General features: G+C 71.7%; 23 protein-coding genes and 2 pseudogenes. 23 read left to right on the top strand and 2 right to left on the bottom strand.

Annotation, left to right across the window (positions count from 1 at the left end; all coding sequences use genetic code 11):
- The first annotated feature begins 9 nt into the window (after positions 1-9).
- The 9 genes from ACOBQU_RS14005 (at position 10) to ACOBQU_RS13965 (ending at position 8726) form a co-directional block, all read left to right on the top strand.
- The gene (locus ACOBQU_RS14005) at positions 10-981 is read left to right on the top strand and encodes a DUF5936 domain-containing protein (protein WP_423627098.1); all 972 of its coding nucleotides are present in this window, start codon (positions 10-12) and stop codon (positions 979-981) included.
- A gap of 429 nt (positions 982-1410) precedes the next feature.
- Positions 1411-1878, top strand: coding sequence for a hypothetical protein (locus ACOBQU_RS14000; RefSeq protein WP_423627097.1), 468 nt, complete (start codon positions 1411-1413; stop codon positions 1876-1878).
- A 28-nt stretch (positions 1879-1906) separates the two neighbouring features.
- The gene (locus ACOBQU_RS13995; protein ID WP_423627095.1) at positions 1907-3283 is read left to right on the top strand and encodes a hypothetical protein; all 1377 of its coding nucleotides are present in this window, start codon (positions 1907-1909) and stop codon (positions 3281-3283) included.
- 3 nt (positions 3284-3286) lie between these two features.
- Positions 3287-4096, top strand: coding sequence for a hypothetical protein (locus ACOBQU_RS13990; protein WP_423627094.1), 810 nt, complete (start codon positions 3287-3289; stop codon positions 4094-4096).
- Between the two features lie 486 nt (positions 4097-4582).
- Positions 4583-5557 (top strand): hypothetical protein, encoded by a 975-nt coding sequence (locus tag ACOBQU_RS13985; RefSeq protein ID WP_423627092.1) that lies wholly within the window; start codon positions 4583-4585, stop codon positions 5555-5557.
- A gap of 1007 nt (positions 5558-6564) precedes the next feature.
- Positions 6565-6723 (top strand): hypothetical protein, encoded by a 159-nt coding sequence (locus ACOBQU_RS13980; RefSeq protein ID WP_423635023.1) that lies wholly within the window; start codon positions 6565-6567, stop codon positions 6721-6723.
- Positions 6720-7439 (top strand): pilus assembly protein TadG-related protein, encoded by a 720-nt coding sequence (locus ACOBQU_RS13975; RefSeq protein WP_423634458.1) that lies wholly within the window; start codon positions 6720-6722, stop codon positions 7437-7439. Before ACOBQU_RS13980 ends, ACOBQU_RS13975 begins: the two co-directional genes overlap by 4 nt.
- A gap of 32 nt (positions 7440-7471) precedes the next feature.
- Positions 7472-8062 carry a hypothetical protein gene (locus tag ACOBQU_RS13970; RefSeq protein WP_423634456.1) on the top strand — a complete coding sequence of 197 codons (591 nt, stop codon included), beginning with the start codon at positions 7472-7474 and terminating at the stop codon, positions 8060-8062.
- Between the two features lie 7 nt (positions 8063-8069).
- The gene (locus ACOBQU_RS13965; protein WP_423627090.1) at positions 8070-8726 is read left to right on the top strand and encodes an OmpA family protein; all 657 of its coding nucleotides are present in this window, start codon (positions 8070-8072) and stop codon (positions 8724-8726) included.
- Between the two features lie 56 nt (positions 8727-8782).
- Here the strand turns inward: ACOBQU_RS13965 and ACOBQU_RS13960 are convergent, their stop codons facing one another.
- Positions 8783-8974: a hypothetical protein gene (locus tag ACOBQU_RS13960; RefSeq protein WP_423627088.1), complete on the bottom strand. Its 192-nt coding sequence runs from the start codon at positions 8972-8974 to the stop codon at positions 8783-8785.
- A gap of 14 nt (positions 8975-8988) precedes the next feature.
- A pseudogene (locus tag ACOBQU_RS13955) lies at positions 8989-9839 on the bottom strand (helix-turn-helix domain-containing protein).
- 251 nt (positions 9840-10090) lie between these two features.
- Between ACOBQU_RS13955 and ACOBQU_RS13950 the strand changes: the two are divergent.
- The 14 genes and pseudogenes from ACOBQU_RS13950 (at position 10091) to ACOBQU_RS13885 (ending at position 25304) form a co-directional block, all read left to right on the top strand.
- Positions 10091-10606 carry an ATP-binding protein gene (locus ACOBQU_RS13950; RefSeq protein ID WP_423627086.1) on the top strand — a complete coding sequence of 172 codons (516 nt, stop codon included), beginning with the start codon at positions 10091-10093 and terminating at the stop codon, positions 10604-10606.
- Positions 10607-10919: 313 nt separating this feature from the next.
- Positions 10920-11249, top strand: coding sequence for a hypothetical protein (locus tag ACOBQU_RS13945; RefSeq protein WP_423627084.1), 330 nt, complete (start codon positions 10920-10922; stop codon positions 11247-11249).
- 58 nt (positions 11250-11307) lie between these two features.
- Complete coding sequence (locus ACOBQU_RS13940; protein ID WP_423627083.1) at positions 11308-11619, top strand: pore-forming ESAT-6 family protein; 312 nt, start codon at positions 11308-11310, stop codon at positions 11617-11619.
- An 81-nt stretch (positions 11620-11700) separates the two neighbouring features.
- Positions 11701-12165, top strand: a complete 465-nt coding sequence (locus ACOBQU_RS13935; protein WP_423627081.1) for a DUF6507 family protein — start codon at positions 11701-11703, stop codon at positions 12163-12165.
- A complete protein-coding gene (locus ACOBQU_RS13930) occupies positions 12162-14390 on the top strand; it encodes a hypothetical protein (protein ID WP_423627079.1) in 2229 nt (742 codons plus the stop codon). Before ACOBQU_RS13935 ends, ACOBQU_RS13930 begins: the two co-directional genes overlap by 4 nt.
- 15 nt (positions 14391-14405) lie before the next feature.
- Positions 14406-14807, top strand: coding sequence for a hypothetical protein (locus ACOBQU_RS13925; RefSeq protein ID WP_423627078.1), 402 nt, complete (start codon positions 14406-14408; stop codon positions 14805-14807).
- Between the two features lie 261 nt (positions 14808-15068).
- Positions 15069-15323: pseudogene (locus ACOBQU_RS13920) on the top strand (YwqJ-related putative deaminase); the annotation flags it as partial.
- 20 nt (positions 15324-15343) lie between these two features.
- A complete protein-coding gene (locus ACOBQU_RS13915) occupies positions 15344-15886 on the top strand; it encodes an RDD family protein (RefSeq protein WP_423627076.1) in 543 nt (180 codons plus the stop codon).
- Positions 15886-16179, top strand: coding sequence for a hypothetical protein (locus ACOBQU_RS13910; RefSeq protein ID WP_423627074.1), 294 nt, complete (start codon positions 15886-15888; stop codon positions 16177-16179). Before ACOBQU_RS13915 ends, ACOBQU_RS13910 begins: the two co-directional genes overlap by 1 nt.
- Positions 16180-16192: 13 nt before the next feature.
- Positions 16193-17545: a type VII secretion integral membrane protein EccD gene (eccD, locus tag ACOBQU_RS13905; protein WP_423627072.1), complete on the top strand. Its 1353-nt coding sequence runs from the start codon at positions 16193-16195 to the stop codon at positions 17543-17545.
- Between the two features lie 384 nt (positions 17546-17929).
- Positions 17930-18925: a type VII secretion protein gene (locus tag ACOBQU_RS13900; RefSeq protein ID WP_423627070.1), complete on the top strand. Its 996-nt coding sequence runs from the start codon at positions 17930-17932 to the stop codon at positions 18923-18925.
- A gap of 5 nt (positions 18926-18930) precedes the next feature.
- Positions 18931-23013: a type VII secretion protein EccCb gene (gene eccCb, locus ACOBQU_RS13895; RefSeq protein ID WP_423627068.1), complete on the top strand. Its 4083-nt coding sequence runs from the start codon at positions 18931-18933 to the stop codon at positions 23011-23013.
- Positions 23010-24473 carry a DUF6177 family protein gene (locus tag ACOBQU_RS13890; protein ID WP_423627066.1) on the top strand — a complete coding sequence of 488 codons (1464 nt, stop codon included), beginning with the start codon at positions 23010-23012 and terminating at the stop codon, positions 24471-24473. Before eccCb ends, ACOBQU_RS13890 begins: the two co-directional genes overlap by 4 nt.
- A 75-nt stretch (positions 24474-24548) precedes the next feature.
- Complete coding sequence (locus ACOBQU_RS13885) at positions 24549-25304, top strand: class I SAM-dependent methyltransferase (RefSeq protein WP_423627064.1); 756 nt, start codon at positions 24549-24551, stop codon at positions 25302-25304.
- The last annotated feature ends 41 nt before the right edge of the window (positions 25305-25345 follow it).

Genomic DNA, 25345 nt, shown 5'->3' with positions numbered 1-25345 from the left:
GACCGCGCGATGACAGCCCTGCTCCTGGCCGCGCTGATGGGCCTCGCCGTGGCCGGGGCCTGCCTGGGCATCCGCATGTACCGGGCCGAGGCCAAGCTGCCGCCGGACCTGGCGGTGGCCCTGGAGGTCGGGTCGTCGCGCGTGTCGGTGGCGGGCGGCGCCGTGGACCGCCTGGGCATGCGGTTCGCGCCGCTGGTGCTGCGGATGATGGGCCCCCGGCGGGTGGCCGCCAAGCGCCGCCGCATCGACATGGCCGGGAACCCCGGTGGCCTCACCATCGACCGCTACGCGGCCCGCCGCGCGGTGTACGGGGCCTTCGGCCTCGTCCTCGGCCTCCTCTTCCTCAGCGCCGGTCAGTACCTCTTCACGCTGATCACGCTGGGCTTCGGCGCCGTCGCCGCGGACGCCCTGATCTGGCAGGCCGTCCGCGAGCGCCGCGACGTCATCGACCGCACGCTCCCCGACTTCCTCGACGTCCTCGCGGTCGTCGTCTCGGCGGGCCTCGGCTTCCGCCAGGCGCTGGACCGCGTCGCGGAGAAGTACGAGGGCCCGTGGGCGGACGAACTGCGCATCACCCTGCGGCAGATGGACATGGGCGTCAGCCGCCGCCAGGCCTTCGACGACCTGCGCCGCCGCAACGCCTCCGAGCAGGTCGCCCAGTTCGTCTCCGCCCTCCAGCAGGGCGAGGAACTCGGCTCGCCCATCGCCGAGACCCTGATCCAACTGGCCACCGACATGCGCCGCACCGACGCCCAGAACGCCCGCCGCCGCGCCGCGAAGACCATCCCCAAGGCCACCATGGCGACGCTGGTCTTCATGCTGCCCGCGACGATGATCCTCGTAGCGACAGGCATGTTCATCGGCTCGGGCTCGGACTTCGGGTCGATTCTGGGGACTAAAGGGACTAAAGGGACTAAAGGGACTAAAGGGACTAAAGGGGCCAAGGGTGCTAAGGAGGCTAGGGGGGGCAAGGCGGTCTAGGGGCACCAGGAGGGGCTGGGGCCGGGCCGATGGGCCGACGGGTCGGCACCGCCGGGCCAGTCCGACCGCCAAGCCGCCCAGCGCCACCATCAGGCCCTCGAACGGCTCCGCTAGGCACTGGAACGGCCCCGCCCGGTCCTCGAACCGCTCCGCACCGCGCGCTCCCGCGCCGAAGTCCCGCGCGATGCCTTCGGGCGCCGAGTCGCGCCGCCGTCGGCGAGCGATGCCGGGTGCGCTGGTCACCCCTGCGGCAGCCCGAGGTCCTCCTCGCCCATCCGCCGCCACCTGATCGCCACGCCTCTTGGACACGCCTCACCGAGCGGCAGATCCCGGCCACTCACACCTGAGACCAGGGCCGACGCTCGGGCCCCTTGGCTACGATTGGCAATCGTAAAGGCCCATGGGGCCGTCTACACGCGGGAGTTGAGAGTGTCGGACGACTTCACGCGCGAGTGGGAGCAACTCAAGCAGGAGGCCAAGGACCAAACCGCGCAGGCGGCCCAGGACCAGGACGCGGGGACGCCGTCGATGCGGCTGGCCAGGGCGGACGGCCCACCGCCCGGCCCCGGCCCGCTCGGTGTCGGCACACCTGACCTGGGCCTGTCCTCCGCCCCGATCCGCAAGACGGCGTCGCACTTCCACACCGTGAAGTCCGGTGCTCGGGACAAGTCCAGGCTGGACGACTGCGAGGCCGTGGGCAGGACGCACGCCACGTGGGCGGCGGGCGCCGCGAGCAAGGACTGCGTCGACGCCTGGCAGAAGCATCTGCACCACCTCGGCGACCTGGTGGAGGACGCGACGAAGGCGCTCACCAAGGCGATGGACCAGCACATCAGCGACGACACCTCGGTCGCTGCCCGCCTCGGAGCCGCGGGCAACTGGCTGGAGGAGGCCTGATGGTCCGGCCGGGCCCTGGATGCGGCCGGTGATATCCGTCGAGGAGCTCGACTCCGCACGGTCCTCGCAGTGGCGGGACGCGGCTGACGACGCACTCCGCGCGGCGAAGCAGTGCGCGACGATCGCCGGTTACGCCCGTGACGAGATCGCCAGAACCCTCAAGGCGAACTGGTCCGGCGACGCCGGGCGCGCGGCCCGCGCCTCCTTCGTCAAGCACGCGGACGACTACGAGGCGGCGGAGGTCGCGCTCAAGGCCATGGCCAAGGCATACGACGACCTGGCCGAGGCCATCACGGACGCCCAGCGGGATCTGCGCAGCGGCCTGGACTACGCATCCAAGCACGGGCTGAGGGTCTACCCGAGCGGCCGAGTCGAGCTCGCGCAGCCGATGGCCACCGAGCCGGGCTACGACAAGGACGAGGCCGAAGCGGACGCGCACGTCCAGCACGCGCATGAGGTGGTCTCCGCCGCCCTCACGAAGGCGCCCCGTGCCGATACGGAGGTCGCGGGCCGTCTCCGCACGGTCGAGGGCCTGACAGCCGTCAAGGACCCCAAGCTGGCCCGCGAGGCCCTGGAACCCGGGAGCCCTCTCGCCATCGCTCTGCGTCTGAGGGGCGGCTTGGGCGGCGTGCACCGCATCAACGTCCCGCCGTCCGTGCTCGACGCGGTGGACAGGGCCGCCAGGGAGACGGGTGTGAGCCGCAAGGTCATTCTCGCGACGCTGTGGCAGGAGCAGCAGTGGTACCAGAACCATGAGCCCCGGCTGAGGGGCCCGTTGAGCGAGATCGGGCGGTTCGGCGAGTGGCTGTGGTCGCAGACGGTCGACCCGGGTAAATCGCTGGGAATCACGCATATCAAAATGCCCACGGCGCGGAAGGTCTTCGAGCAGAATCCGGGTGTGTTCACCATGGCTGACGGCAGACCGATGAGCACGCTCAACGACCGAGAACTCGCCGCGGTGATCGAGCACAACCCGGAACTCAGCGTGCGCATCAGCGCCCACCTGCTGGCGGACTTGCGGAAGAATCCCGAGGGTTCTGACACGGACAAGCAGCTCTTCGTCCTCTACGCGGCGGACACCGGGCAGGTGCGCGGGGACAACGAGAGGTACGGAGACGAGGCGGAATACCGCAGGAACATCGTCCATACCCGGAGCAAGAGCTGGGACGAGGTCGAACCTCATATCGACGATGCCATGGCGTGGCACGGTCTGACGGATGAGGAACGAGCCGGAGCCCTCCGTAAGCTGGAGTCCCAGGCACCGCCCGGGAGCCACGTGCACCTGGAGCCGATCTACGGTGACCAAGTCGGCGGTGTGGGCACGGGCCCGCCCGAACCCCCCTCGCCCCCTGCCGAGCCCGCGCCCGAGCCTGGCGCTCCGCCCACGCCACCCGAAGGCGACTGACACATGAACCGAGCCCTGGCCGCCGTGAGCTCTTGTCTGCTCGTAGCCCTGCTCGCGGCGTGCGACGTCGAGTCCGAGCCGCGCGGCGTGCCCAGCGCGCCGATCCCGGACAACGTGCCGAAGGAGCCGCGCTACGCCCGAGCGAGCGAGGTGGTGCGGGCACTGGGCGAAGCGGGTGTGAAGTGCGAGGTCATCCGCAGTACCGAGCACGCGGGAAGCTCGGAGGCGGACTGCGTCGCGACGGTCGACGGGGCGAAGGTCGAGAACCACATCTCGGTCTTCGATCCGGCGGTCGTCTCCGAAGGAGAAATCGGTGCCGCGATCGCCTCACGCCGGAAACCCCCGTCCGCCCAGACCCTCGTAGTCGCCGGAAACTGGTACATCCGGGTCCTGGCCGCCGATTCCGCTCCCGCGATCGCCCGCGCCCTCGATGCCGTGGTCCTGAAGGGCGACGCACCCAAGACCCCGGAACGTCCGCTCCCCGAGATCCCTGACAAGCCTCGCTACAAGGACGTGAACGACCTCGCCGACGACTTGGACGAGTCGGTGGGCTGCACGAAGCGGAAGACGAACGCCGTCGGCGCCGTGGAGTGTCTGACCGGGCAGCCCGGGATGACTCACTGCGCGGTGCTCGCCCTGCACGAGACGCAGGCACGGCGGGACAAGGTGCTGCGCGAAGCGTTCAGGCACGAGGGAGCCCCCGCCACACTGGTCACGGCCGGTAACTGGACGATCAACCTGTGCGATACGACGCTCGGCCCGCTGGTGGCGCAGGACTTGGACGGCGTCGTCGTGAGCCAGGACGGCCGATGACCCGGATGCGCGAAACGTGGACGCGTTCGGTTCGCGCGGCGGGTCGGACTGCTCGCGGTGCGCGATCGGCTCCGTCAGTGCCCGCGCGTCAAGGGGACAAGGGGGAGCCGTTGGCCGGACCGGATCCGACCGTCCGCGGCAAGAGCGGATCGGAAATCCACCTCAGTCCGGAGCACCGCGTACAGCTTGCTGATGGTGTCGTTCTCCGAGTGGCCGAAAATAAGACATTCTGCTGTGAAGAGAGAGCTGTAACAGCAGTTATGTCCGACATCTAACTCGATGCATCGGCGCGGATGTTGAGCGGTGTGGCAGCTGGGATCGCTACTGAGGGATTTCGGTCAGCTGACCATGGCGTGTTTCTGGCCAACGGGGCACCTGGCTTACGGTCTCGTCCGGAAGATCCCGGTTCTGGCCACTCGACCAGGTCCAGAACTGCAGGTCTGCGTCCCTGCACGGGGTCTTGGTCGAATTCACGGAGGGGAACCTATGCGCGTGCGCACCGCAAGCCGTGCTGCGTTCGTAACGCTGGCTGCCGCTGCTCTGGTCATGGGCACCATGTCCACCAGCCACGCTGACTCGAAGGATGATCCACGGATCGTCGATGCCGCGACCTATGACAAGGAGGGCGGGACGGACCCCCGGTCCATGCTCCCGAAGGACGAAGCGACTCCCGCCGCGGGCCCGGAGGTGGAGGCGTTCGCAGATCTCCTCATGGACACCTCGGGGCTCGAACTGTTCCAGGCGCCCGCCAAGGAGAGCTATGAAGGGGTCGGTCAGACGCTGCGCCTCAACATGGGTGATAGGGACTACGCCCATCCGCTCATCGTCACCCGGGTGACGGTCGACGAAGATGTGCCTGAGTCCGTTATCGCCTCCCAGGGGGACGAAACGCATCGGGCCACGCTTCCCAACGGGACGCAGCTCATGACCGCCAAGGGCAGCGACGGCATCATGGTGGCCACGCTCAACAAGACCGGTCAGTTGACGGCCTGGGAGGCACCCGGAGCTACGGGAGCCGCTCCGTTCACCGTGGAGAAGCTCACCGAGTGGGCGACGACCGTCGACGCCCGGCAGCCCGGCCGCGTTGCCATCGCCTCCGCCATGGCTCTGCGTGCCAAGCCCAAGTGCTCGCTCTACCTCACGAAGCCGTATACACACGGAGGTCCCAAGAACATCGCGGCTGACGCCTCGATGAACTGCGACCAGAAGGGCAAGGGCAACTTCACCGCCAGCCTGCGGCAGTACCACGGGCTCGGTCTGTGGAAGAGCAAGAGCGTCAAGGGCTACACCAACGAGCAGGGCAAGAACTTCCCTGTGACCCTGGGCTGGACGTGCAGCAAGCTGACCGTCTCCAACTGGGTGTACCGCGCGGACATAGGAAACGCCACACTGCGTAACGGCAACGGATACTGGGGCGCGCACAACGTGCACTCGGCCACCAGGGTCATCCACTGCGCCTGATCAGGCCGAAGAGCGCGGTGTGAAGGGCGTGAGCTGGCACCGCGTGTCCTGCGCGCAGGCCCTGCTAACGTGCGGATGAGTCAAGCAAGCGGCTGCCGTGCCGCCGACAGTCACGCCGTGGGAGGGAGCCGGGTGCGCAGGCAAGAGCGAAGCCGTCCAGACCCGGCCGATCTCACGGTAGTCGGCTGTGGGTGGGTCCTCATCGTCGCGTTGGTGACTCTGCCAGGGCTCATCGCGAAGGACGGTGCCCTCACTGCATACATGGCCGTTCTCGGCATGGTGATCGGGTCTCTCTGGGCCAGGAAGAAACTCCGGCGCTGATCCGTTGCCTGTCAGCGGCCCGTTGACACACGGCGCCCCGGTGGCTCCTCATCTGCACCAGTGACGGAGCAGGGAACCGCGGGCGTCGTGTGGAGCGGGGTTGTCGCACACGCTGCGGAGTCAGATACGCGACCGATATCTCATGGTCTCCTCGCGACGATGTCCTCCGCCCCACGGCCATTCCGGAGTTCGCGGGACCACCCGCTGAGGAAACTCCCTCAAATCTTCCGCCGCCAACCGTTCAACAAGCGCAGCAGCCATCGCCCCGGAGTGCCGCAAGACCACACCAACTGAACTGAGGACGTAGTCACGGTGGACAACTGAGCGATCAAGCCGCGCTGGATACCGGGATGTGGGAAACCCCGTAGCCGCGACAACCGGATGTGGGACAGTCAGCCCGAGGGAAGTTCGGGTTCAGGTCTTCCGGCGGTGCATGGTGACCTCGCTGAGAGGGAAGGGAACTCGCCAACTTGCCCACCGGGGTGGGTGTTGGTTGCGCGGAGTCTCGGCCGGTGCACGTGATGTGGCGTACCTTGCCTCTGGCGACAGTGGCCTCGGTCGCGCTAGGGGCATCGGTACCGAGCCGGGTGCCGGGTGGGAGAGAAGGGTCGTCCGTCGTGCTGAAGGATCGCGTGCTGAGGGCGTGGGTGACGTGGACGCTAGCGGCGTCTTCCCGGGTGAGCCGGATGTCCGGCAGGACGCGGGACCGGGGAGCGGGGTTCGTGGAGTACATGGGCCTGATCATTCTGGTCGCGGGGATCTTCGTGGTGTTGGACAACCTCGCTCTCGGCGACAAGATCGGCGACGGCATCAACAAGGCGGTGAAGTCCATCACCGGCGGCTGACGGGCGGCCGGTCGTGGCGGGATGACCAGGGGCAGGCTCTGCCCCTCTACGTCTGGGTGACCGCCATCATTCTGTTCGCGGCGTTCGCCTTCTTCGCGTTCGGCCAGGCGGCGTCCGCGCGAAACGGTGCCCAGTCGGCGGCGGACGCGGCCGCTTTGGCGGCGGCCCAGGATTCCAGGGACGAACTGCTGGAGGGACTGGGGGACGCCATTGAGAACGGTGAGGACGGTGAGTGGGTGGACTGGCTCACCGGCAAGGGCCCCCTCCTTCAGGGCGGACCCCAGGGCGCGGCGCAAACACTCGCGTCCCGGAACGACTCGAAGGTGACCGGCTTCGGACCGGCCGAAGTGCGGGGATATCCAGGATGGCGAGTTCAGATCACCACGAACTACACGGTGGGTGAGTCGATTATTCCTGGTACTGAGTCGTATCACGCCAAGGCGGAAGCCACGGCCGTCATCAAGCCCCGGTGCGACGTCGAGCCCTCTGACGCCACAGAGGACACCTCAGAGGACATCCCAGAGGACACCTCAGGGGACACCCCGCAGAACGGCTCGGAGGACGACCGGGACGACTCTGCGGACGATCCCCCCAAGGCTCTGGTGGAGTTCACCTGCGACGACGCGAGCGAACCGGTCAAGATTGATCCGGAGGACTTCGAACTGGGCGACTTGCCGGATGCCTCCGACATGTTCTCCGTGCACCTGGTCAAGTGACGAGCGACGAACGAGACAAGGAAGCCTTTGACATGAGGTTCCGGCGCATCACGAAGACCCGCAGGGCCATGACTGCGGTGGCGATCACGGCAGGGCTGGTCCTCACGGTGGTCGGCTGCGGTGGCGGCGACGACGGCGATGCGGGGTCGGGCAAGGAGAAGTCGTCGGCGCCAGCGCCGGACAACGGTGCTCAGCAGGACCAGAATTCTCAGGAACCCACTGACGACGAGCCGTTGGCCGAGATGAAGGGGGACGGCGTCAGCGTCGCCATCCAGTCGGCGAAGCGAGACGAAGGCGGCTTCGTCACGGTCACGGGAAGGGTGACCAACACCTCGTCGAGCCTGTGGACGGGTTCCGCCTGGCGCAGCCAGGAGAGCGAACTGAAGTACAACGGAGGCTCTGTCGCGGGCGCGAGCCTGGTCGACAGCAAGGGCAAGAAGAAGTACCTCGTCCTGCGCGACACCAACGGCCGCTGCCTCTGCACCACCTTCAAGGGCCTGGATCAGGGCCAGAGCGCCGAGTGGTTCGCCCAGTTCCCCGCCCCGCCCGAGGGCACCACGAAGGTCACCTTCCAGGTGGGGACGATGCCACCCGCCTCCATCGAGATCTCCGAGGGCGAGTGACCCGCCCATGACCCCGACCTCCCCCATCCGGAAGTCCGCCATGGCCACCGCCACGCTCCTGGCGGCCGCCCTCACCCTCGTCGCCCCCGAAGCGTGGGCCGACGACGGGCCGTCCGCGCCCCCCGGCTCCACCACCACCTCCCCGCCCCCCAAGGTCGACGCCAACAGCCCCGGCCTGAAGCTCGCCGACGGGGCCACCCTCGCCCCCGCCAAGGTCCTGGACATCAAGTCCGTCGTCGAGGACCTCGGCGGGGAGGAGCGCCGCGAGGACACCAACACCGACGTGAAGTTCGCCCTCCAGGCGGAGGTCCTGTTCCCCAAGGACAGCTCCACGCTGAACCCGGAGGCCAACGCCCGCATCAAGGCCATCGCCGACGAGGCCAAGGCCCAGAAGGCCACGGACGTCCGCGTCTTCGGCTTCACGGACAACCTCGGCTCGTACGCCCACGGCAAGAAGCTCTCCAAGGAGCGCGCCGAGGCCGTCCACGACAGGCTCGCGAGCTTCCTCGGCCCGGAGGTCACGTACTCCGTACGCGGCTACAGCGAGGACTACCCCATCGCGGACAACACCTCGGAGGAGGGCCGCAAGAAGAACCGCCGCGTCGAGGTCTCCTTCCCGCGCGGCGCCGCCTCGACGGACGCGCCGTCGGGCACCGACAGCTGACCGGGGCACGCGCCGGGCCGCCCTCAGCCGCCGTCGGCTGAGGCGCGGCGCGCCGCCTAGAGCAGGTGGTCGGCCTTCCCGGCCTTGATGTCCCGGATGAGCGCGCGCAGCGCTTCGCGGCTGTCGGTGAGGTACGTGTGCTCGGCACCGGCGACGGCGATGTAGGCGTTGCCTTCGGGGTCGGTGCCTATGCGGAAGCAGTTGTTGCCTTCCGCGCAGAAGGGTTCTTCCCAGGTGATGTCGGCCATGGCGGCGGCTCTCCTCAGAGTTCGTGGGCGATGGAGCGCATGAGGTCGCGGGACTCCTGCTGGCCGAGCGATTGCTCGTGCCACCAGTCCATGTGCGCACGGTACTTGGCGAGCTGTGCCTCGGCGTGGGTGAACTCCCCGCCGTGTGCGGAATCCAGCTGTACGGTGTCCAGCTGCGGTACGGCGCCGTGTGCGTACAGCACCGCGTGTCCGGCTCCGGGAAACGCGCCGACCCGGGTCGGCAGGATCCGGACCGTCACGGCCTCGCGTTCGGACATGGCGCAGAGGTGCTGGAGCTGCTCCCGCGCGGTGCGTCGCCCGCCGAACTGCATGCGCAGGGCCATCTCATGGACGTAGGCGACGTACTCGACGGGGTCGCCGCGTTCGAGGACCTGCTGGCGCTGCATGCGCTGGGCCACGCGCAACTCCACCTCTGAGGTCGGCAGCGGCGGAAGCGCCGAGCTGAAGATCGCGCGGGCGTACCCGCTCAGCTGGAGCAGGCCGGGCACGTGGATGGTCTGCAGGCTCCGCAGCCGCGTCGCGAACCACTCCAACTCGGATACGTCCAGCAGGCCTTGGGCAGATTGCCCCGGTACTGCTCCCACCACCCCCGCTGGCGGTACGCGGCCATGTCGGCCAGCGCGTCGACGTACGCGGCGTCCCCGCACTCGTAGTTGCTGGCGAGTATCCGGACGCGGTCCGCGGAGGTGGGGCGGATGCCAGCCTCCATGTTGGACACCCTGGTCCTGTCGATCCCGAGCAGCCCGGCCGCGTACTCCGTGGTCCGGCCCGCCGCCAGGCGCATCTTGCGCAGTTCGGCGCCCAGCCGCTTCTGGCGCTCCGTCGGCATGGTCCGTGCGGCCATCTGCACCTTCCTCCCGCGTGCTCGCGGTCAGTTTGCCCACCGCGCCGGGGCGCGGTCCAACCCGATAGGGGTCAATGTTCCAGAGAGAGTGGCACATGTAACCCCTTCTGTCCTACCGTCAGTGATGAACCGCTTACGCGCGACGCAGTCGGAAGCGCGTCGCGCGGGGCTGCCCGGACGTCTGCCGCCGTGGAGGCGTCGCGGCCCGCGCCCCTGAGGTCCAACCCGCCCACCCCCACCGGAGGTTGACCATGCCCGTGACCCTGTACCCGACCACCTGCGTGGACCGGGACCCGGCGGCTGACACCCTCGTACCGCACGACCCCCCGGCCCCCGACGACCTGAGCTACAGCCTCACCCTCCCCGCGAGCCGCACCAGCCCCGCCGTGGCCCGCCGGGCGACGGCCGCGATCCTGCGGGCCCACGCCCTGCACGACATGACGGACGCCGCCGTCCAGGACATGGCCGAACTGGCCGCCTGCGCATGGCGGTTCACTCCGGTGGAGGAGGTGTACGCCTGCCTGCGCTACCGCTGCGACGCGCTGCGGGTGATCCTCTACGACGGCCACCCGCGGCACACGAACCCGCGACTGGCGGCGATCTGCGACGAGCGCCGCCGGGCGTCGCTGAACCTGATGGCGTGCGTGGTGCGCGCGTGCGTGGGGGAGTGGGGGTTCGACGACGCGCGGGAGCCGGGCGGGGGGACGCGGATGTGGGCGGTGCTGCCGAGGGAGGGCGCGCGGGCCTACGGCTCGCCGCGGCCCTGACGCGGCCCCCTCGCGCCCGTCCGAACCGGATGGTGACGATGGCGGTGCCATGTATGGCGGGCGCGGGGGGCAGTTCAAGCCAGCCTGGGGGTGGGGGTTTGACCGGTAGTAGGGGGTGAGGGCGCCGTGTGCCCGGTTCCTGGCGGGTGGGTTGTGGTCGCCTGCTGGGGGCTGGCGACGGGATTCCGCCATCGCCCGCCCAACTGCATTGCGTTTGCAATGGTCTATGGGAGAGCATGTTCGATGGGCTATGTGTCGTGAGCGGCGTGTGAGTGCGCCGGGGGTGCGGTCAGCAGGAGCGGGGTGTGGGTTCGTGAAGTTCGACATGGGCGAGACGACGCTGGCGACGTTGGGGCAGCAGACGTCGGGGTCGAGTGATGACCTGGGTGCGTTGATCAGGGCGTTGGTGTCGGCGGCGGAGCCGTTGGAGGGGAAATTCAACGGGGCGGGGAAGGCGACGTTCGACTCGTTCAAGCTGCGGGCGGATGAGATCACGGCGGCGCTGAACGGGTCGCTGCGGTCGATTCTGGGTGGTCAGGCGGGGATGGATGAGGCGTTCGCTACGGGGACGCAGGAGCAGTCGGACAACGCTCAGCGGAACATGGGCGTGGCGAACTTCGAGGCGGCGCGGTTCTCGGGTTGAGCGGGCCGGTTCGGCCGTGTTCCTTTTCGGTTTGGTTGATACGGGGAGTTGATCTGGCATGGCCGGGAATCAGGACCGGCGTTCGTACGACACCGGCGCCTCCGCCGACGTACAGAGCAGCCTGCACATCATCATCGGGCAGCTGGAGCGGGTGCTCGGAGACCGGGATCGTGCCGTGAAGGCGGCGATGGCGGACTACCAGGCCGATGGGGTCTCGGATGAGTACCACGGCAAGGAAGTGCGCTGGAACAAGGCGGCGAACGAGGTGCGGGAGATCATCCGTCTGGTGCGGTCGACGCTGGAGGACAACGACGGGACGGCGCAGTCGACGCTGGCCAAGGCACGGGCGGCCGTCAACAACATCGGCTGACCCGCGCGGCCGGTCGCGGAGCTTTGGCAGGGGGCCGACCGCCGGGCGCGGTACGGCTGACGGGGATCGAGGGGGCGTGCGGTGACGGGGTGGGACATCCAGCCGGGCGGCGTCGGGAGCGTACTGAAGCGGGCCGGAGGCGCGGCCGAGCGCATGGCGAAGGCCGGTCAGAAGATGCAGAAGACGCTGCCCAGCGCGGCGGCGTCGGCGGGCACGATCGCCGAGGGCGGGCACGAGGGCGACGGCAAGTCCCGCGAGGACGGCGGGGACGGGAAGCAGGGGCCGGTGGCGTCCGCCCTGGGCGTGTTCGCGCGGCAGTGGGACAAGGAGCTGGCGCACGTCTCCCGGCGGGCGGCGAGTTCGCTGCTCGGCGCGCAGCTGGCCACGAAGGAGTACGTGGAGGGCGACCTGAGGATGGCCGCGAGCAGGAACCGCGACGCCATCAACGGCATCGTGCCCGACATGCCGGGCGTCAAGGGCGGCGGCGGTCACGGGGGCGGAGGCAGTGGCAGTGACGGGGGCAGTGGCGGGGGCGGCGAGAAGTGAGCAACGACCCCATCGACCCCAACGGCATACCGCAGTTCACCGGCGACCTGGAGCAGTTGGAGCGGGACGTGGCGGACCTGCGGCGCGAGGCGTCGCAGTTCCGCGGCGCGGGCAGCGACGTGCACACCGACTTCCAGGGGCTCTCGGCGTTCTACGAGGCGCCGGAGGCGGAGGACCTGTTCGCCACGACGAAGCCGGTGAAGACGAAGACGGACGCGTTCGCCGACGACCTGGAGCAGGTGGCCCAGGCGCTCAGCGAGTACGCGACCGAGGTGCGGCCGATCGTGGCGAGGCTCAAACGGCTGCGGACCGAGGCCAGCGCCTTCTACATCGACGAGATCTCCACTGACGAGGACTGGCGCAAGGACGACGACAAGTACACGCACAACAACCGTCTCGTGGAGGAGGTCAAGGCCGCCACGCAGGCCTTCTACGCGGCGGAGATCAGCTGCCACAACAAGATCACCGGGCTGGTCGACGGGGTCCAGCTCAGGCCCAGCAGCGACGGAACGACCAGCTGTGACACGTACGGCTACACCGACGAGGTGCTCGACCAGGTCGAGACGTTCCCGTGGGGCGGGAAGGTCGAGAAGGACCGGGACGGGATCGACTGGCTGATCCACAAGGCGAAGGACGTCGGCAAGGGCTTCTTCGTGGACGGCCTCGGCGGCACGGTCAAGGCGCTGGGCACGCTGGTGGGCAGGGACGGCTGGGGCGCGGCGGGCGAGGCGTGGACCAACCTGGGGAAGCTCGCCACCGGGCTCTCGCTCAGCCTCGGCCCGACGGCCGGGATCTTCTGGCTGGCCAAGGACGAGCAACTGCCGCCGTGGCTGCGGGACTCCCGGCGGGCGGTCGTCGACACGGGCAAGGGCCTGATCGCGTACGACCAGTGGTCCAAGAACCCGGCGCGGGCGGCGGGGCTCGTCGGCTTCAACGCGCTCACGATCGTGGCGACGCGCGGCGCGGGTTCCGCCGCCAAGGGCGGCGCGATGGCCAAGACCATCTCGGGGGTCGGCAAGGTCGGCCGGGCGGTGGATCCGTTCACTTATGCGGCCAAGGGGGTGCAGTTCGGGGCGACGAAGGTCGGGGACCTGGGGAAGCTGCTGAAGAACGGACGCGTGGACGTGGGCGCGGGTACTGGCGAGGGCCTGGGCCTCGCCGACGACGCGGTCCGCCCGCCTGCGCCCGGGAGGGGCGCGGGTGCGCCCGTGCGCCCTCCGTCCGTGCCGGACGACGCGAAGCTGGTCGGCACCGATGCCAAGGGCAACCCGGTCTATGTCACAGACAGGGGAGTCACTGTTGTGGCCACGCCTCTGGACGATCTGAAGCGGTCAGATCCATCCGGTAGCGCATCCGGCGCGGAACGTGCTGGCGGCGCCAGGCCTGAGGCATCGTCCCCCATCAAGGCCTCGGAGCCGCGGTCCGCGCTGGCGACAGCTCACACAGGTGACGGGTCAGCAGGAGCCGCCGGACATGTGCGTGAGGCATCGCCGGGACACAGCGCGGTGCGTGGTGGCACCCAGAGTCATGGGACTCCGACGAGCGGAGGTGGCTCCCAGTGGGCGGACGCACAGCGAAGCCAGGTCGCTCATGACTACGCCGTCGACCATGCCGGAGAAGGCCGAACCGCTCACGACGAGGCACACGCAGGCCACGGCGCGGACGACGCGAACCAGGCTGACCTGGACGTCGTGCATCGTGCCCAGAACGGACAGGGGCTCCACAACAGAGGCACCCCGTCTCCGACCCCGCAGACACATACTCTTGGCCCGGACCGCCCCGGATTTTCCATTATGAGAGAGAACGATCTCTTCTACAGGAGTGCGCTGAGGTCCAAAGCGTTCCCGGGGCACTACGACGTCGTGGCACACGGCACGCAGCACAGTACGTTGATGGACACAGCAGGAAGAGAGCTGACTGCGCGTCAGATGGCGGACATTATCCGTAGGCGTCCGGACTACGAACCGGGGATGCCTATCCGGCTCCTGTCCTGTAATACGGGGCATGTTGACGGAACTTTCGCGAGACAGCTTGCTCGCGACCTGGGTGTCCCTGTCCTGGCGCCCGATGGTTTCCTGCACGCTGACGGTTTCGGGCGGTTCGGCGTAGACCGAGAGGCTCGCCTTGACGCGGCTGACGTGACGCGTCTCCCTGATTCCTTCTACAGGTATCATCCCGGCGGGTATGTTGAAGAGATTCCCCGGTCCGAGTGGGTCGTTGAATAGAAGGCTGGAGTCCTGGTGCGCATCTTCCCAGTAATTAAAGAGATCCCTTCTGCTAACCAGTGGAAATTCGGCCAAGTGTCACTTGACGAGTGTCACGAGAGTATCGATCCAAGCCTGCGCGGCCCGTTGGGGCACTACCTTCTTGAATCTACGTTCCTTGTCACCGTCGGGAACGTCGTCGACCCGCTTGCTCCCGAGAAGGGGCCGATCGTTCCGATGGGGATGTCCACGGACGGGGAGTGGGCCTGGCCGACGTACTGGAGCTACTTCGTTCGCGAATACGGGTTCTCTATTCCTGAGGAATTTATCGAGCATGCGCGGCGGCGTGAATTCGTTCCAGCTGAACTGAGCCTGGATGAGGCCCAGGTGGCACAGGCCGAGATTCAGCAGATCCTGGATGGTCAACCCGAGCGCTAGGGACACCTTGACGCGATGGGAGCGTCGTGGCAGGCCGGGTAGGTGACAGTTTTCCATTCCCTAGTGGTGCCGATGTTTCGGACCGGGGGGTTTCCTTGCTTGAGTGGCGTCCCGCAGTGGCCTCGTCCCTGCTGATCGGCGGCACTGCCGTCAGCCACACCAGCCTCGTCGAGGCGGGGGAGGTGAAGCCGCATCCGGCTGTGCGCGAATTCGTGAAGGGCCTTCCCGTGGAGCAAGGCGTCGCGTTCACGCGGGGGATGTGCCGAAGTGGCGCTCGTGTCCGATCAGTTCTGGCGACTGAATGCGGAACGGGGCGACGGCCGTGTCGCGACCATCGCGGGAGGCGTCCCGCGCTTCGAGGGCGCCGCGATGATGTTCCGGCTGATTCGTCCCGGCGGCGGCCCTGAGCACGGGAAGTCCGCGGGGCCATGTGCGGTGTGTGGGGCGCTTCTTGAGGTGCTGCGCGTGGCCTTCGTCCGGTGCGTGCCCGTGCTTCGTGGCAGCCAGTCCCCTTGAGTGACGACTTAGAGGAGAGCATGTCTCAGCCGACTTCTTCCGCTGACGGAACTCCGGTGGCCGGGCCGGGCCTACCGCCGTATCCGCAGCCCTCCGGAGGCTGGTACGCCGCACCCGGGCCGTACCCGGCGTGGCCGCGGCTGGCTGAGCGCGGGGCGCGACTGGGCGCGCGGCTCTTGGACCTGGTTTTCTGGCTGGTCGGATACTTCGCGGTGGGGATTCCCGGCACGATGTGGATCGACGAGTCCGACTGGGGCCTGGCCCAGGTCGTCTTGGGGCTGTGGCTCGCCGGTTCTTTTGTTCTGTACTTTCCGCTGTCCCTTTCCCGCTTTGGTTCGACCCTCGGCAAGCGGGTGTGCGGTGTGCGGGTCGTGCGGGCGGCCACCGGGGCGCCCGTGGGGTTCTTGCGGGCAGCGGGGCGGGAGTTCTTCTGGGCGTTCGCTGCGATCGTGCCGGTGCTGAGCCTCCTTGATCCGCTGTGGTGCTGTTGGGACAAGCCGTCGCGGCAGTGTCTGCATGACAAGGTCGCGGGCACCGTGGTCGTGACACGTGAGGCGGTGTGATGGCGGCTCAGGATTACGACAGTCAGTTGTTGGAGTCCGTTTCCGTTCGGCGGCGGCGGCTTCGGGACGCGTTGTTGTTCGGTGGGGAGCGGCAGCGGCGGTCGGTGGATGAGCGGTTGGGGAAGGTGTTCGGGGGGATCGTGATCGCCGCCGTGTTGTGCGCGGGGTGCGTGGGGTGGTCCTTCGTTTCCGAACGGGTGTTGAAGGAGAAACCGGGGGCGGGGACTTCCGTTCCGCGTTCCGCGCCGTTCGGGGCGGCCGAATCGGGCCCCGTGGCCGCTCCTTATCGATGATAGGTTCGAACTCGTGACATCTGCGGTGGCGTTGAGCCGGGTGACCCTGGTGGGGGAGCGGCGGCGCGTGGACCTCGTCCTGCCGTCCCAGGAACCCGTCGGGGTGCTGCTGCCCGAGGTGTTGCGCCTCCTCGGCGACCGGGTCGGCGAGCGGCCCCAGCCGCGGTACCTCGTCGGCGTCGACGGGACCGCCCTCGCGCACGACGCCACCCTGGAGTCCGCGGGCGTCGCCGACGGCGCGGTACTGCGCCTCGTCCGCGCCGAGGACGCCCCCTCCGCACCCGTCGTGCACGACGTCACCGACGAGGCCGCCGACGACCTCGACGCCCACGCCTGGCGCTGGGGCCCCCGCGCCCGCAGCGTGGTCTGCGGGGCCGCCGCGGTCGCCTGGGCCCTGGCCGCCGCCGTACTGGCCCGGCAGGAGTTCACCGACGCCCGCGCGGGCGCCGCGCTGCTCGCGGCGGCCGCCGTCGCCGCCCTCGGCGGCGTCCTGTGCGGACGGCTGCGGCACACGCCGCTCGCCGCCACGCTGATCGCCGCCACCGGCGCCCTGGGCGTCCTGGGCGCCTGGTGCCTCGCCGACGCCCACGGCTGGCCGCCCGCCGGACGGCTCGCCGCCACCGGCGGCGCCCTCGCCCTCGCCCTGCTGCTGCTCGGCTGGTGCACCCCCCTGGGCCGCGGCGCGTACACCGGGGCCGGGGCGCTCGTCGGCTGCCTGGCCGCCTGGGAGACCGCCCTCGCCGTACAGGGCACCGCCGTACAGGGCACCGACAGCGCGCCCCGCGTCGGTGCCGTCCTCGCCGTCCTCTCCGTGGTCACCCTGGGCGTGCTGCCGCGGCTCGCCCTGATGGCCTCCGGTCTCTCCGCGCTCGACGACCGCCGCTCCGCCGGAGCCTCGGTCAGCCGGTACCGGGTCGGCGTCGCCCTCGCGGCCACGCACCGCGGCCTCGCCCTCGCGAGCCTCGTCCTCGCCGCGTCCGCCGCCGTCGCGGGCGCGCTGCTGCTCGCCGAGGTGTCGACGTGGTCGGTGCTGCTCGCCGTGGTCACCGCGCTGGTGCTCGCCCTGCGGGCGCGCGCTTACCCGCTGGTCGCGGAGGTGGTCGCCCTGCTGCTCGCCGCGGGCGTCGTGGCCGTGCGGCTCGCCTGGGTGTGGCTCGGCCACGCCGGTGCCGCCGGGCCGCTCGCGCTGCTCGCCGCGCTCGCCCTCGCGCCGCTGCTCGTCCTCGCCGTCCGGCCCGCCGAACACGTGAGGGTACGGCTGCGGCGCGTCGGCGACCTGCTGGAGTCGGTCGGCGTGATCGCCCTCGCCCCGCTGCTGCTCGGCGTGTTCGGCGTGTACGGACGTCTCCTCGACACCTTCGCGTGACGGCGGGAGGGAAGCGACATGGCCGCTGACGGCGACGGGCGCGAGGGCCGGTCCGAGGACCGGCGCGAGGGGCTCCAGGGGTGGGGGCCGACGCCCGGGCCCCGGCCCGCACCCGGGCATGGGCGCGGGCAGGACTGGCAGCGCGACGTGCTGCGGGACCTGAGCGGCGGCCTTCGCACCGGGACGGGTTCAGCGGGTTCAGCGGGTTCGGCAGGTTCTGCGAGTTCCGCCAGCTCCGCCGGTTCTGCCAGCCCCGCCGGTTCCGCCAGCTCCGTGGGTTCTGCCAGCTCCGCCGGTTCCGCCAGCCCCGCCGCTTCCCGTACGGGTACCAGCCCGCACCCCGACGCGGACGGCCCCCGTACCGATCCCCCCACGGGCACCCCCGTGCCCCGTACGACACAGCCGCCCACCCCCCAGCCGCGACCACCCGCCCCCTCCACCCCGCGCCTCCCCGCGCCCCCCACCCCCCACCCCGCCCCCACCCTCGACCCCCGCCTCGCCCTCGCCCAGGGCCGCCCCCAGCACGGCGACTCCGCCCTGTGGCGCGCGGGCCGCACGCTGCGCGGGCTGACGGCGTCCGCCGCGCGGGAGGTCGCCGAGGAGGCGCGTACCGCGCAGGAGATCCAGCGGCCGGTCACCACCGGCAGGGTCGTCGCCGTGACCTCCATCCGCGGCGGCGTCGGCAAGACGACCGTCGCCACGCTGCTCAGCCGGGCGTTCACGCACTACCGGCACGACCCGGTGCTCGCCCTGGAGGCGGACGCCGCGCTCGGGACGCTGCCGGTGCGGATGGGGGCGGAGTCGGTGCGCTGGGCCTGCGGCGACCTCGCCCGGATCCTCACGCCCGCCATGCGGCTGACCGACGTCACGGGCTACCTGGTGCCGGTCAGCGACGGCGGCTGGCTGCTGCCCGCCAGCCGGGGCCGGGTCGGCGCGCCCCTGGACGTGGCGACGTACCGCACCGTCACGCTCGCGCTGCGCCGCTACTTCGCGGTGACCGTCGTCGACTGCGAGACGCTCCCGGGCGACGTCGCGCGGACCGCCATGGACACCGCGCACGCCCGCGTGGTCGTCGCCCCGATGACGCCCGAGGGCGTGGGCGGGACCCGGCTCGTCCTGGACTGGCTGGGGCAGCTGCCGCACTCGGCGCTCGCCACCACCGTCGTCGCCCTCACCGCCCCCGCGCCCGACATGACCCTCGACGCGAAGGCCGCCGCCGGGCACCTGCGGGAGACCGGGGCCACCGTCGTGCCCGTGCCGTACGACCGGCACCTCGCCGGGGGCGGCGCCGTCGACCCCGCCCGCCTCGCCGCCGCGACCCGGCAGGCGGCCACCCGGCTCGCCGCCGAGGCCATGCACCGCGCCGCCAAGGTCAGGTGACCCCCGTGACCCACCGCCTCGTCCACCGCCCGGCCCGCTCCACCCGCCCCCCGGCCGAGCCCGCCCCGCACACCATCGAGCCGCCGCCGAACCTGCCCGAGGGCAAGCTCGGCAACGCCGCCACCGCGCTGCTGCCCATGGCGGGCGTCATGGGCTCGGTGGTGATGATGACCGTGATCCGCTCCAGCCAGTTCGCGGCGCTCGGCGCGGTCGTGCTGGTGTTCGCGCTGCTCGGCGCGGTCGCCCTGTTCCTGTCGCAGCGCGGCAAGGCCCAGCGCACCCGGCGCACGCAGCGCGAGCGGTACCTGGAGTACGTGGAGGAGCAGCGCCACGAACTCGGGCGCCGGGAGCGGGAGTCACGGCAGGCGGCCCGGCTGCTGAACCCGCCGCCCGAGGCGCTGTACGACCTGGCGCGCGACCCGGCCCGGCTGTGGGAGCGGCGCCGCGCCGACGCCGACTTCCTCGCCGTGCGCGTCGGCACCGGCGACGTACCCGTCCAGGACGTCGTGATCGGGCAGCACGGCGGGAGCGGGGTGCTCACCCCGCCCGACCCGTTCATGCTGAACGAGGCCCGCGCGCTCCAGGCCCGGTTCACCACGGCACCGGACTTCCCGCTGACCGTGCCGCTGGACCGGGCGGGCAACGTCAGCGTCGTCGGCGACCGGGAGGGCGTCCTCACCGTCGCGCGGGCACTGCTCGTCCAGACCGCCGTCACGCACGCCCCGGACGACGTGGCGATCGCGCTCGGCGTGCCGGGGGAGCGGCTGGACGCCTGGGAGTGGGTCAAGTGGCTGCCGCACGCCCTCAGCGGCCGCGACGCCACCGACGCGCCCGACGGGGACGCCGCGTACGGCGAGCCCGTCGCCGCCCGCCGCATCGCGCCCGACCTCGCCCAGCTGGCCCGGCTGTGCGCCGCCGACCTGCGGCGCCGCGCCTCGTACGCCGCCGAGGTGCGGCGCGGGCTCGCCGACCGGCGGGCGCTGCTGATGACGGACCGGATGCTGGTCATCAGCGATGTGCACGGCGACACGGCGGCGGAGCTGCCGCGCCCCGACACCGCCGTCTCGCTCGCGGACATGGGCGTCACCGTGCTGCACCTGCTGGCCGAGCGGATCCACGAGCCGGACGAGGTCAGCGTCCGCGTCACGGTCGACGGCGAGCGGATCACCGTCGAGGACCTGCGCCCGGCCCCCGGCACCCCGGGCCCCGCGGGCACGGTCACCGCCCCCGCCTGCGCCCACGGCCTCGCCGACACCGTCACCGTCCCCGGCGCCGAAGGCCTCGCCCGCCTCCTCGCGCCGCTGCGGCTGTCCCCCGAGTCCGCCGCCGAGGGCACCCCGGTCTCCGGCCCCGTCGACTTCCCCGCGCTGCTCGGCGTCGACGACCCGGCCGCGCTGGACCTGACGCGGCTGTGGGCGCCGCGCGGCGAGCGCGACGCCCTGCGCGTGCCCATCGGCGTGGACGACCGGCACGAGCCGGTGCTGCTCGACCTGAAGGAGTCCGCCGAGCTGGGCATGGGCCCGCACGGCCTGTGCGTGGGCGCCACCGGCTCCGGCAAGAGCGAACTCCTGCGCACCCTGGTCCTGGCGCTCACCGCCACGCACCCGCCCGACGACCTGGCGATGGTCCTCGTCGACTACAAGGGCGGCGCGACCTTCGCGCCCTTCACCGGCCTGCCGCACGTCGCGGGCGTCATCACCAACCTGGAGAACCAGGCCGACCTCGTCGAGCGCGTCCACACCAGCCTCGCCGGGGAGATCACCCGCCGCCAGCAGGTCCTGAAGGACGCGGGGAACGTCGCCGACGTCGGGCACTACGCCGCGCTGCGCGCCAAGGAGCCGGGCCGGGGCCTGGAGCCGCTGCCGCACCTGTTCGTCGTCATCGACGAGTTCGGCGAACTCATCACCGCCAAACCCGACTTCATCGACCTGTTCCTGTCCATCGGGCGGATCGGCCGGTCCATCGGCGTGCACCTGCTGCTGTCCAGCCAGCGCGTCGAGGGCGGCAAGCTGCGCGGCCTGGAGACATACCTGTCGTACCGGCTCGGCCTGCGCACCTTCTCCGCCGACGAGTCGCGGACCGTCCTCGACACCGTCGACGCCTTCCAGCTGCCGCCGCTGCCGGGCTTCGGCTACCTGAAGGTGGACACCTCGACGTACGTCCGCTTCAAGGCCGGATACGTCTCCGGGGCCTGGCGCGGCCGGGCCCTGCCGGACGCCGACGACCGGCCGCGCGCCTGGCCCTACCCCGCCTTCCCCGCGCTCGCGCCCGGCCCCCGTCCGGCCGCCGACGAGGGCGGCCCGCGCGAGCGGGAGACCGGCCCCACCGTCCTGTCCACCATGGTCGAGCAGCTCGCCACCGCCGCCCCGCCGGTGCGCCGCATCTGGCTGCCGCCGCTGCCCGACGCCATCGCCCTCACCAGCGCGGCCGGGCCGCTGACCGTCTCCGAGCGCGGACTGCGCTTCGCCGGTGCCGAGGGCCGGTTGCGCGTGCCGCTCGGCGTCCTCGACGACCCCGCCAGGCAGTGGCAGGGCCAGTGGACCCTCGACCTGAACGTGGCGGGCGGGCACGTCGCCGTCATCGGCGGCCCGCAGTCCGGCAAGACCACGCTGCTGCGCACCCTCGCCCTGTCCCTGGCGCTCACCCACACCCCGTACGACGTCGCCGTGTACGGACTCGACCTGGTCGGCGGCGGCCTCGGCGCGCTCGCGGGCCTGCCGCACGTCGGCGGCGTCGCCTCCCGCGCCGACCGCGAACGCCTCGCCCGCACGGTCGCCGAGATGACCGCCCAGCTCGCCCTGCGCGAGGAGCTGTACCGCGCGCACGGCATCGACTCCCTGGACCACCTGCGGCAGCTGCGCGCCCAGGGCGGCCTGCCGGAGCTCGGCTCCACCGACCTGGTCCTGCTCGTGGACGGCTTCGGCGCGCTGCGCGAGGAGTTCGACGACCTCGACGACGCCGTCGCCGACCTGCTCAAGCGGGGCGGCGGCTACGGCGTCCACGTCGTCGCGGGCATGCTGCGCTGGAACGACGTGCGCATCGCCACCCAGTCGATGTTCGGCACGCGCGTCGAGCTGCGCCTGAACGATCCCACCGACTCCACGGTGGACCGCAAGCTCGCCGAGACCGTCACGGCGGGCACCCCCGGCCGGGCCCTCACCGACGGCAAGCTGTTCGCGCAGACCGCCCTGCCCCGCACCGACGGCGCCACCGCCACCGGCGACCTCGGCACCGCCCTGGAGGACGCGGCCCGCACGGTCGCCGCGACCTGGCACGGCGAACCCGCCGCCCCCGTCCGGGTGCTGCCGCTGAACCTGCCCGCCGCGAAGCTGCCCTCGCCCGCCGCCGAGCCGGACCTGGTGCCGATCGGCGTCGAGCAGGACACCCTCGGCCCGGTCCGCCTCGACCTGTTCGACCGCGACCAGCACCTGCTGGTCCTCGGCGACAGCGAGTGCGGCAAGACCAACCTGGTCAGGCTGGTCGCCCGGCAGCTCGTCGCGCGGTACGGCGACAAGGAGCTGGTCTTCGGCGTCTTCGACCCCCGCAGGGGCCTGCGCGGCCACATCCCCGAGCCCTACCGCGGCGGCTACGCCCACAACGCCAAGCTGGCCACCGCCCTCGCCACCGGCATCGCGGGCGAACTGGAGAAGCGCCTTCCGGAGACCGCCGACCCCGACGCCCCCGACACCGGCGAGCCCGCCTTCACCGGCCCCCGTATCGTCATCCTCGTCGACGACTACGACATCCTCACCACCGCGGGCCAGCAGCCGCTGGCGCCCTTCCTGCCGTACGTCTCCTCCGCGCAGGACATCGGGCTGCACTTCGTCGTCGCCCGCCGCGTCGCCGGGGCGTCCCGCGCCCTGTACGAGCCGTTCCTCACCGCGCTGCGCGAGAGCGGCACCACCACCCTGCTGATGTCCGGCGACCGCGACGAGGGGCAGCTCTTCCCCGGCCTGTACGCCACCCCGCGGCCTCCGGGCCGCGGCACCCTCGTGCGCCGGGGCCGCCGCCACCAGTTGATCCAGACCGCCCTCGCCGCCGAGCCCGCCGACTCCGCCGACCCCGCCGAAGGGACCCAGGCGCCGTGACCAAGGACGTCATCGCCCTCACCCCCGCGATGCCCGACCCGGCGGCCCTGGTCGCGGGCCTGTACGCGGGCGGCCCCGACCTCGGCGTGACCAGTGCCGCCGACGGCGCGGTCATCCAGCTGTGCACCCCCGCGGGGCGCCCCCTCGTCTCGGTCGAGGCCCCGGTCATCGTGCACACCCCGGGCGAGGCGCAGCGCCTCCTCGGCGCCGACGTCCCGGCGCCCGCCGTGCCGTTCTGGTGGACGGAGGCCCGCGCGTCGACCGCCGTCCCCGAGGCGGAGGCGCTCGCCGGGTCGTTCTGCGGCCGCCTGACGCTGCTCCTCGGGGGGACGACGTGGCCGCGGGGGGCCGGTGGGGTGGGGGTCGTCGAGACCGCCGGGGACGCGGGGGACGCCGGGAGCGAGGGGGAGTCCGGGGGCGCCCGGGGCGATGTCGCCGCGCGCCCGGCGCCCGACGGCGCCCTGCCCGCCGTCGACGTCCTCACCGAGTCCACCGCCGTCGTCATCGCCGACCGGCCCGTGCTCGCCCTGACCGCGTGGCTCTCCGACGTGCTGCGCGCCACCGTCACCTCCGGCCGCGCCCTGCACCTCGTCACACCGCCGGGCACCCGCCTGAGCCTGCCGCTGCGCACTGCCCTGACCGGGCCGCCCAACCGCTGGGTGGTCCAGGACCCCGACTGCGGCTACTACGACGGGCTGAGCGGCGCCGTGCTGCGCTGGCGGGACGGCACCTTCGCACCCGCCCTCGACCAGGACGGCGAGGCCGCCCTCGCGGCGGCCTTCACCCCGTCGGGGCCCGCCGACGAGCGGCAGCTCAGCGTCTCCTTCCGCACCCGCCACGCCCCCGCCGCCGACCTCCTGCTCGGCCGCTCCCTGGCCGCCGCCTGGCAGCAGCTCACCGGCGCCGCCCCCGTCGGCTGGGGCACCGCCGAGCCCATCAACCTGCCCTGGTCGCCCCGGCAGTTGACCGCCCTCGCCCGCGACCGCGCCCCCGCGCCCAGCCACCTGCTCGCCGTCGGGCACCCCGAGCGGCCCGCGCTGGCCACCCTGCGCGTCACGCGCACGGAGTCCGGCGTCAGCGAGGACGTCACGCTCACCCTGGGCCACGGCCCCGACGAGACCCCGCCGCTGGACGCCGTGGTGCCGCTCGCGGAGGCGCTGGTCGCCGAGCACGGCCTGGACAGCATGTTCGTCACCCTGCGCCGGGCCCGCCGCGACCTCACGGCCCCCGCCCGCTTCGAACTCCCGCCCGTGCCCGTCTCCTTCACCCTGGGCCCCGCGGACGTGGCCGCCGTCGGCCGCGCCCACGCGAGCCGCCCGCCGCTGCCGCACCGCCCCGTCCCGCTCGGCCCCGGCGGCGCCCCGGCCCTCCACTACGCCCTCGGCGACGGAACCGACGCCTCCGCCTGGGCCGGGCTGCACGCGCTGACCCGGCACCTCAGGGCGCGCCCCGCCGCGTAGGGACGCCCCGCCGCGTGAGGGCGCCCCGCCGTATAAGGAGAGGCAGGGGCGGGTCCGGCTCCGTACGATCCACGCATGCGCACGTTCGATGAACTCGTCGCCGAAGCCGCGGCCGCCCCCACCGAGGGCTGGGACTTCTCCTGGTTCGAGGGCCGGGCCACCGAGGCGCGGCCGTCCTGGGGGTACGCGCGGGCCATGGGGGAGCGGCTCGGGCGGGCCGAGGCGTCGCTGGACGTCCAGACGGGCGGCGGCGAGGTCCTTGCGTCCGCGCCCGCGCTGCCGCCGGTGGCCGTCGCCACGGAGGGTTGGCCGCCGAACGTGGCCAGGGCGACGGCGCTGCTGCACCCGCGCGGCGCCGTGGTCGTGGCCGCGGCGGAGGACGCCCCGCTGCCGTTCGCGGACGGCGCGTTCGACCTCGTCACCAGTCGGCACCCGGTGACCCCGCACTTCGACGAGATCGCGCGGGTGCTGCGGCCCGGCGGGACGTACTTCGCCCAGCACGTGGGGCCGGGCAGCGTCTTCGAGCTGGTGGAGTACTTCCTGGGGGAGCAGCCCGCGGAGGTCCGCGCCGCGCGCGACCCCGAGGCGGAGCGGGCCGCCGCCGAGGCCGCCGGGCTCGACGTGGTGTCGCTGCGCGCCGAGCGGCTGCGGATGGAGTTCCACGACGTCGGCGCCGTCGTCCACTTCCTGCGGAAGGTGGTGTGGATGGTGCCGGGCTTCACCGTCGACGCCTACCGGGACCGGCTGCGCGAGCTGCACGAGCGGATCCGCGCCGAGGGCCCGTTCGTGGCCCACAGCACCCGCCACCTCTTCGACGCGCGCAAGCGGTAGTCCGCTGCTGGGCGGTACTGTCGCTTCGGTATGTGAGCCGC

The organism is Streptomyces sp. G45 (assembly GCF_049542095.1).
GTDB lineage: Bacteria > Actinomycetota > Actinomycetes > Streptomycetales > Streptomycetaceae > Streptomyces.
The sequence above is the reverse complement of the archived record's forward strand: the minus strand, read 5'-3'. Positions and strand labels throughout refer to the sequence as shown.

Excerpts from the sequence above, each read along its gene's own strand:
- ACOBQU_RS14005 (WP_423627098.1), top strand. The coding sequence starts at position 10 with ATGACAGCCCTGCTCCTGGCCGCGCTGATGGGCCTCGCCGTGGCCGGG.
- ACOBQU_RS13990 (WP_423627094.1), top strand. The coding sequence starts at position 3,287 with ATGAACCGAGCCCTGGCCGCCGTGAGCTCTTGTCTGCTCGTAGCCCTG.
- ACOBQU_RS13985 (WP_423627092.1), top strand. The coding sequence starts at position 4,583 with ATGCGCGTGCGCACCGCAAGCCGTGCTGCGTTCGTAACGCTGGCTGCC.
- ACOBQU_RS13980 (WP_423635023.1), top strand. The coding sequence starts at position 6,565 with ATGTCCGGCAGGACGCGGGACCGGGGAGCGGGGTTCGTGGAGTACATG.
- ACOBQU_RS13970 (WP_423634456.1), top strand. The coding sequence starts at position 7,472 with ATGAGGTTCCGGCGCATCACGAAGACCCGCAGGGCCATGACTGCGGTG.
- ACOBQU_RS13965 (WP_423627090.1), top strand. The coding sequence starts at position 8,070 with ATGACCCCGACCTCCCCCATCCGGAAGTCCGCCATGGCCACCGCCACG.
- ACOBQU_RS13960 (WP_423627088.1), bottom strand. The coding sequence starts at position 8,974 with ATGGCCGACATCACCTGGGAAGAACCCTTCTGCGCGGAAGGCAACAAC.
- ACOBQU_RS13950 (WP_423627086.1), top strand. The coding sequence starts at position 10,091 with ATGCCCGTGACCCTGTACCCGACCACCTGCGTGGACCGGGACCCGGCG.
- ACOBQU_RS13940 (WP_423627083.1), top strand. The coding sequence starts at position 11,308 with ATGGCCGGGAATCAGGACCGGCGTTCGTACGACACCGGCGCCTCCGCC.
- ACOBQU_RS13915 (WP_423627076.1), top strand. The coding sequence starts at position 15,344 with ATGTCTCAGCCGACTTCTTCCGCTGACGGAACTCCGGTGGCCGGGCCG.
- ACOBQU_RS13910 (WP_423627074.1), top strand. The coding sequence starts at position 15,886 with ATGGCGGCTCAGGATTACGACAGTCAGTTGTTGGAGTCCGTTTCCGTT.
- ACOBQU_RS13885 (WP_423627064.1), top strand. The coding sequence starts at position 24,549 with ATGCGCACGTTCGATGAACTCGTCGCCGAAGCCGCGGCCGCCCCCACC.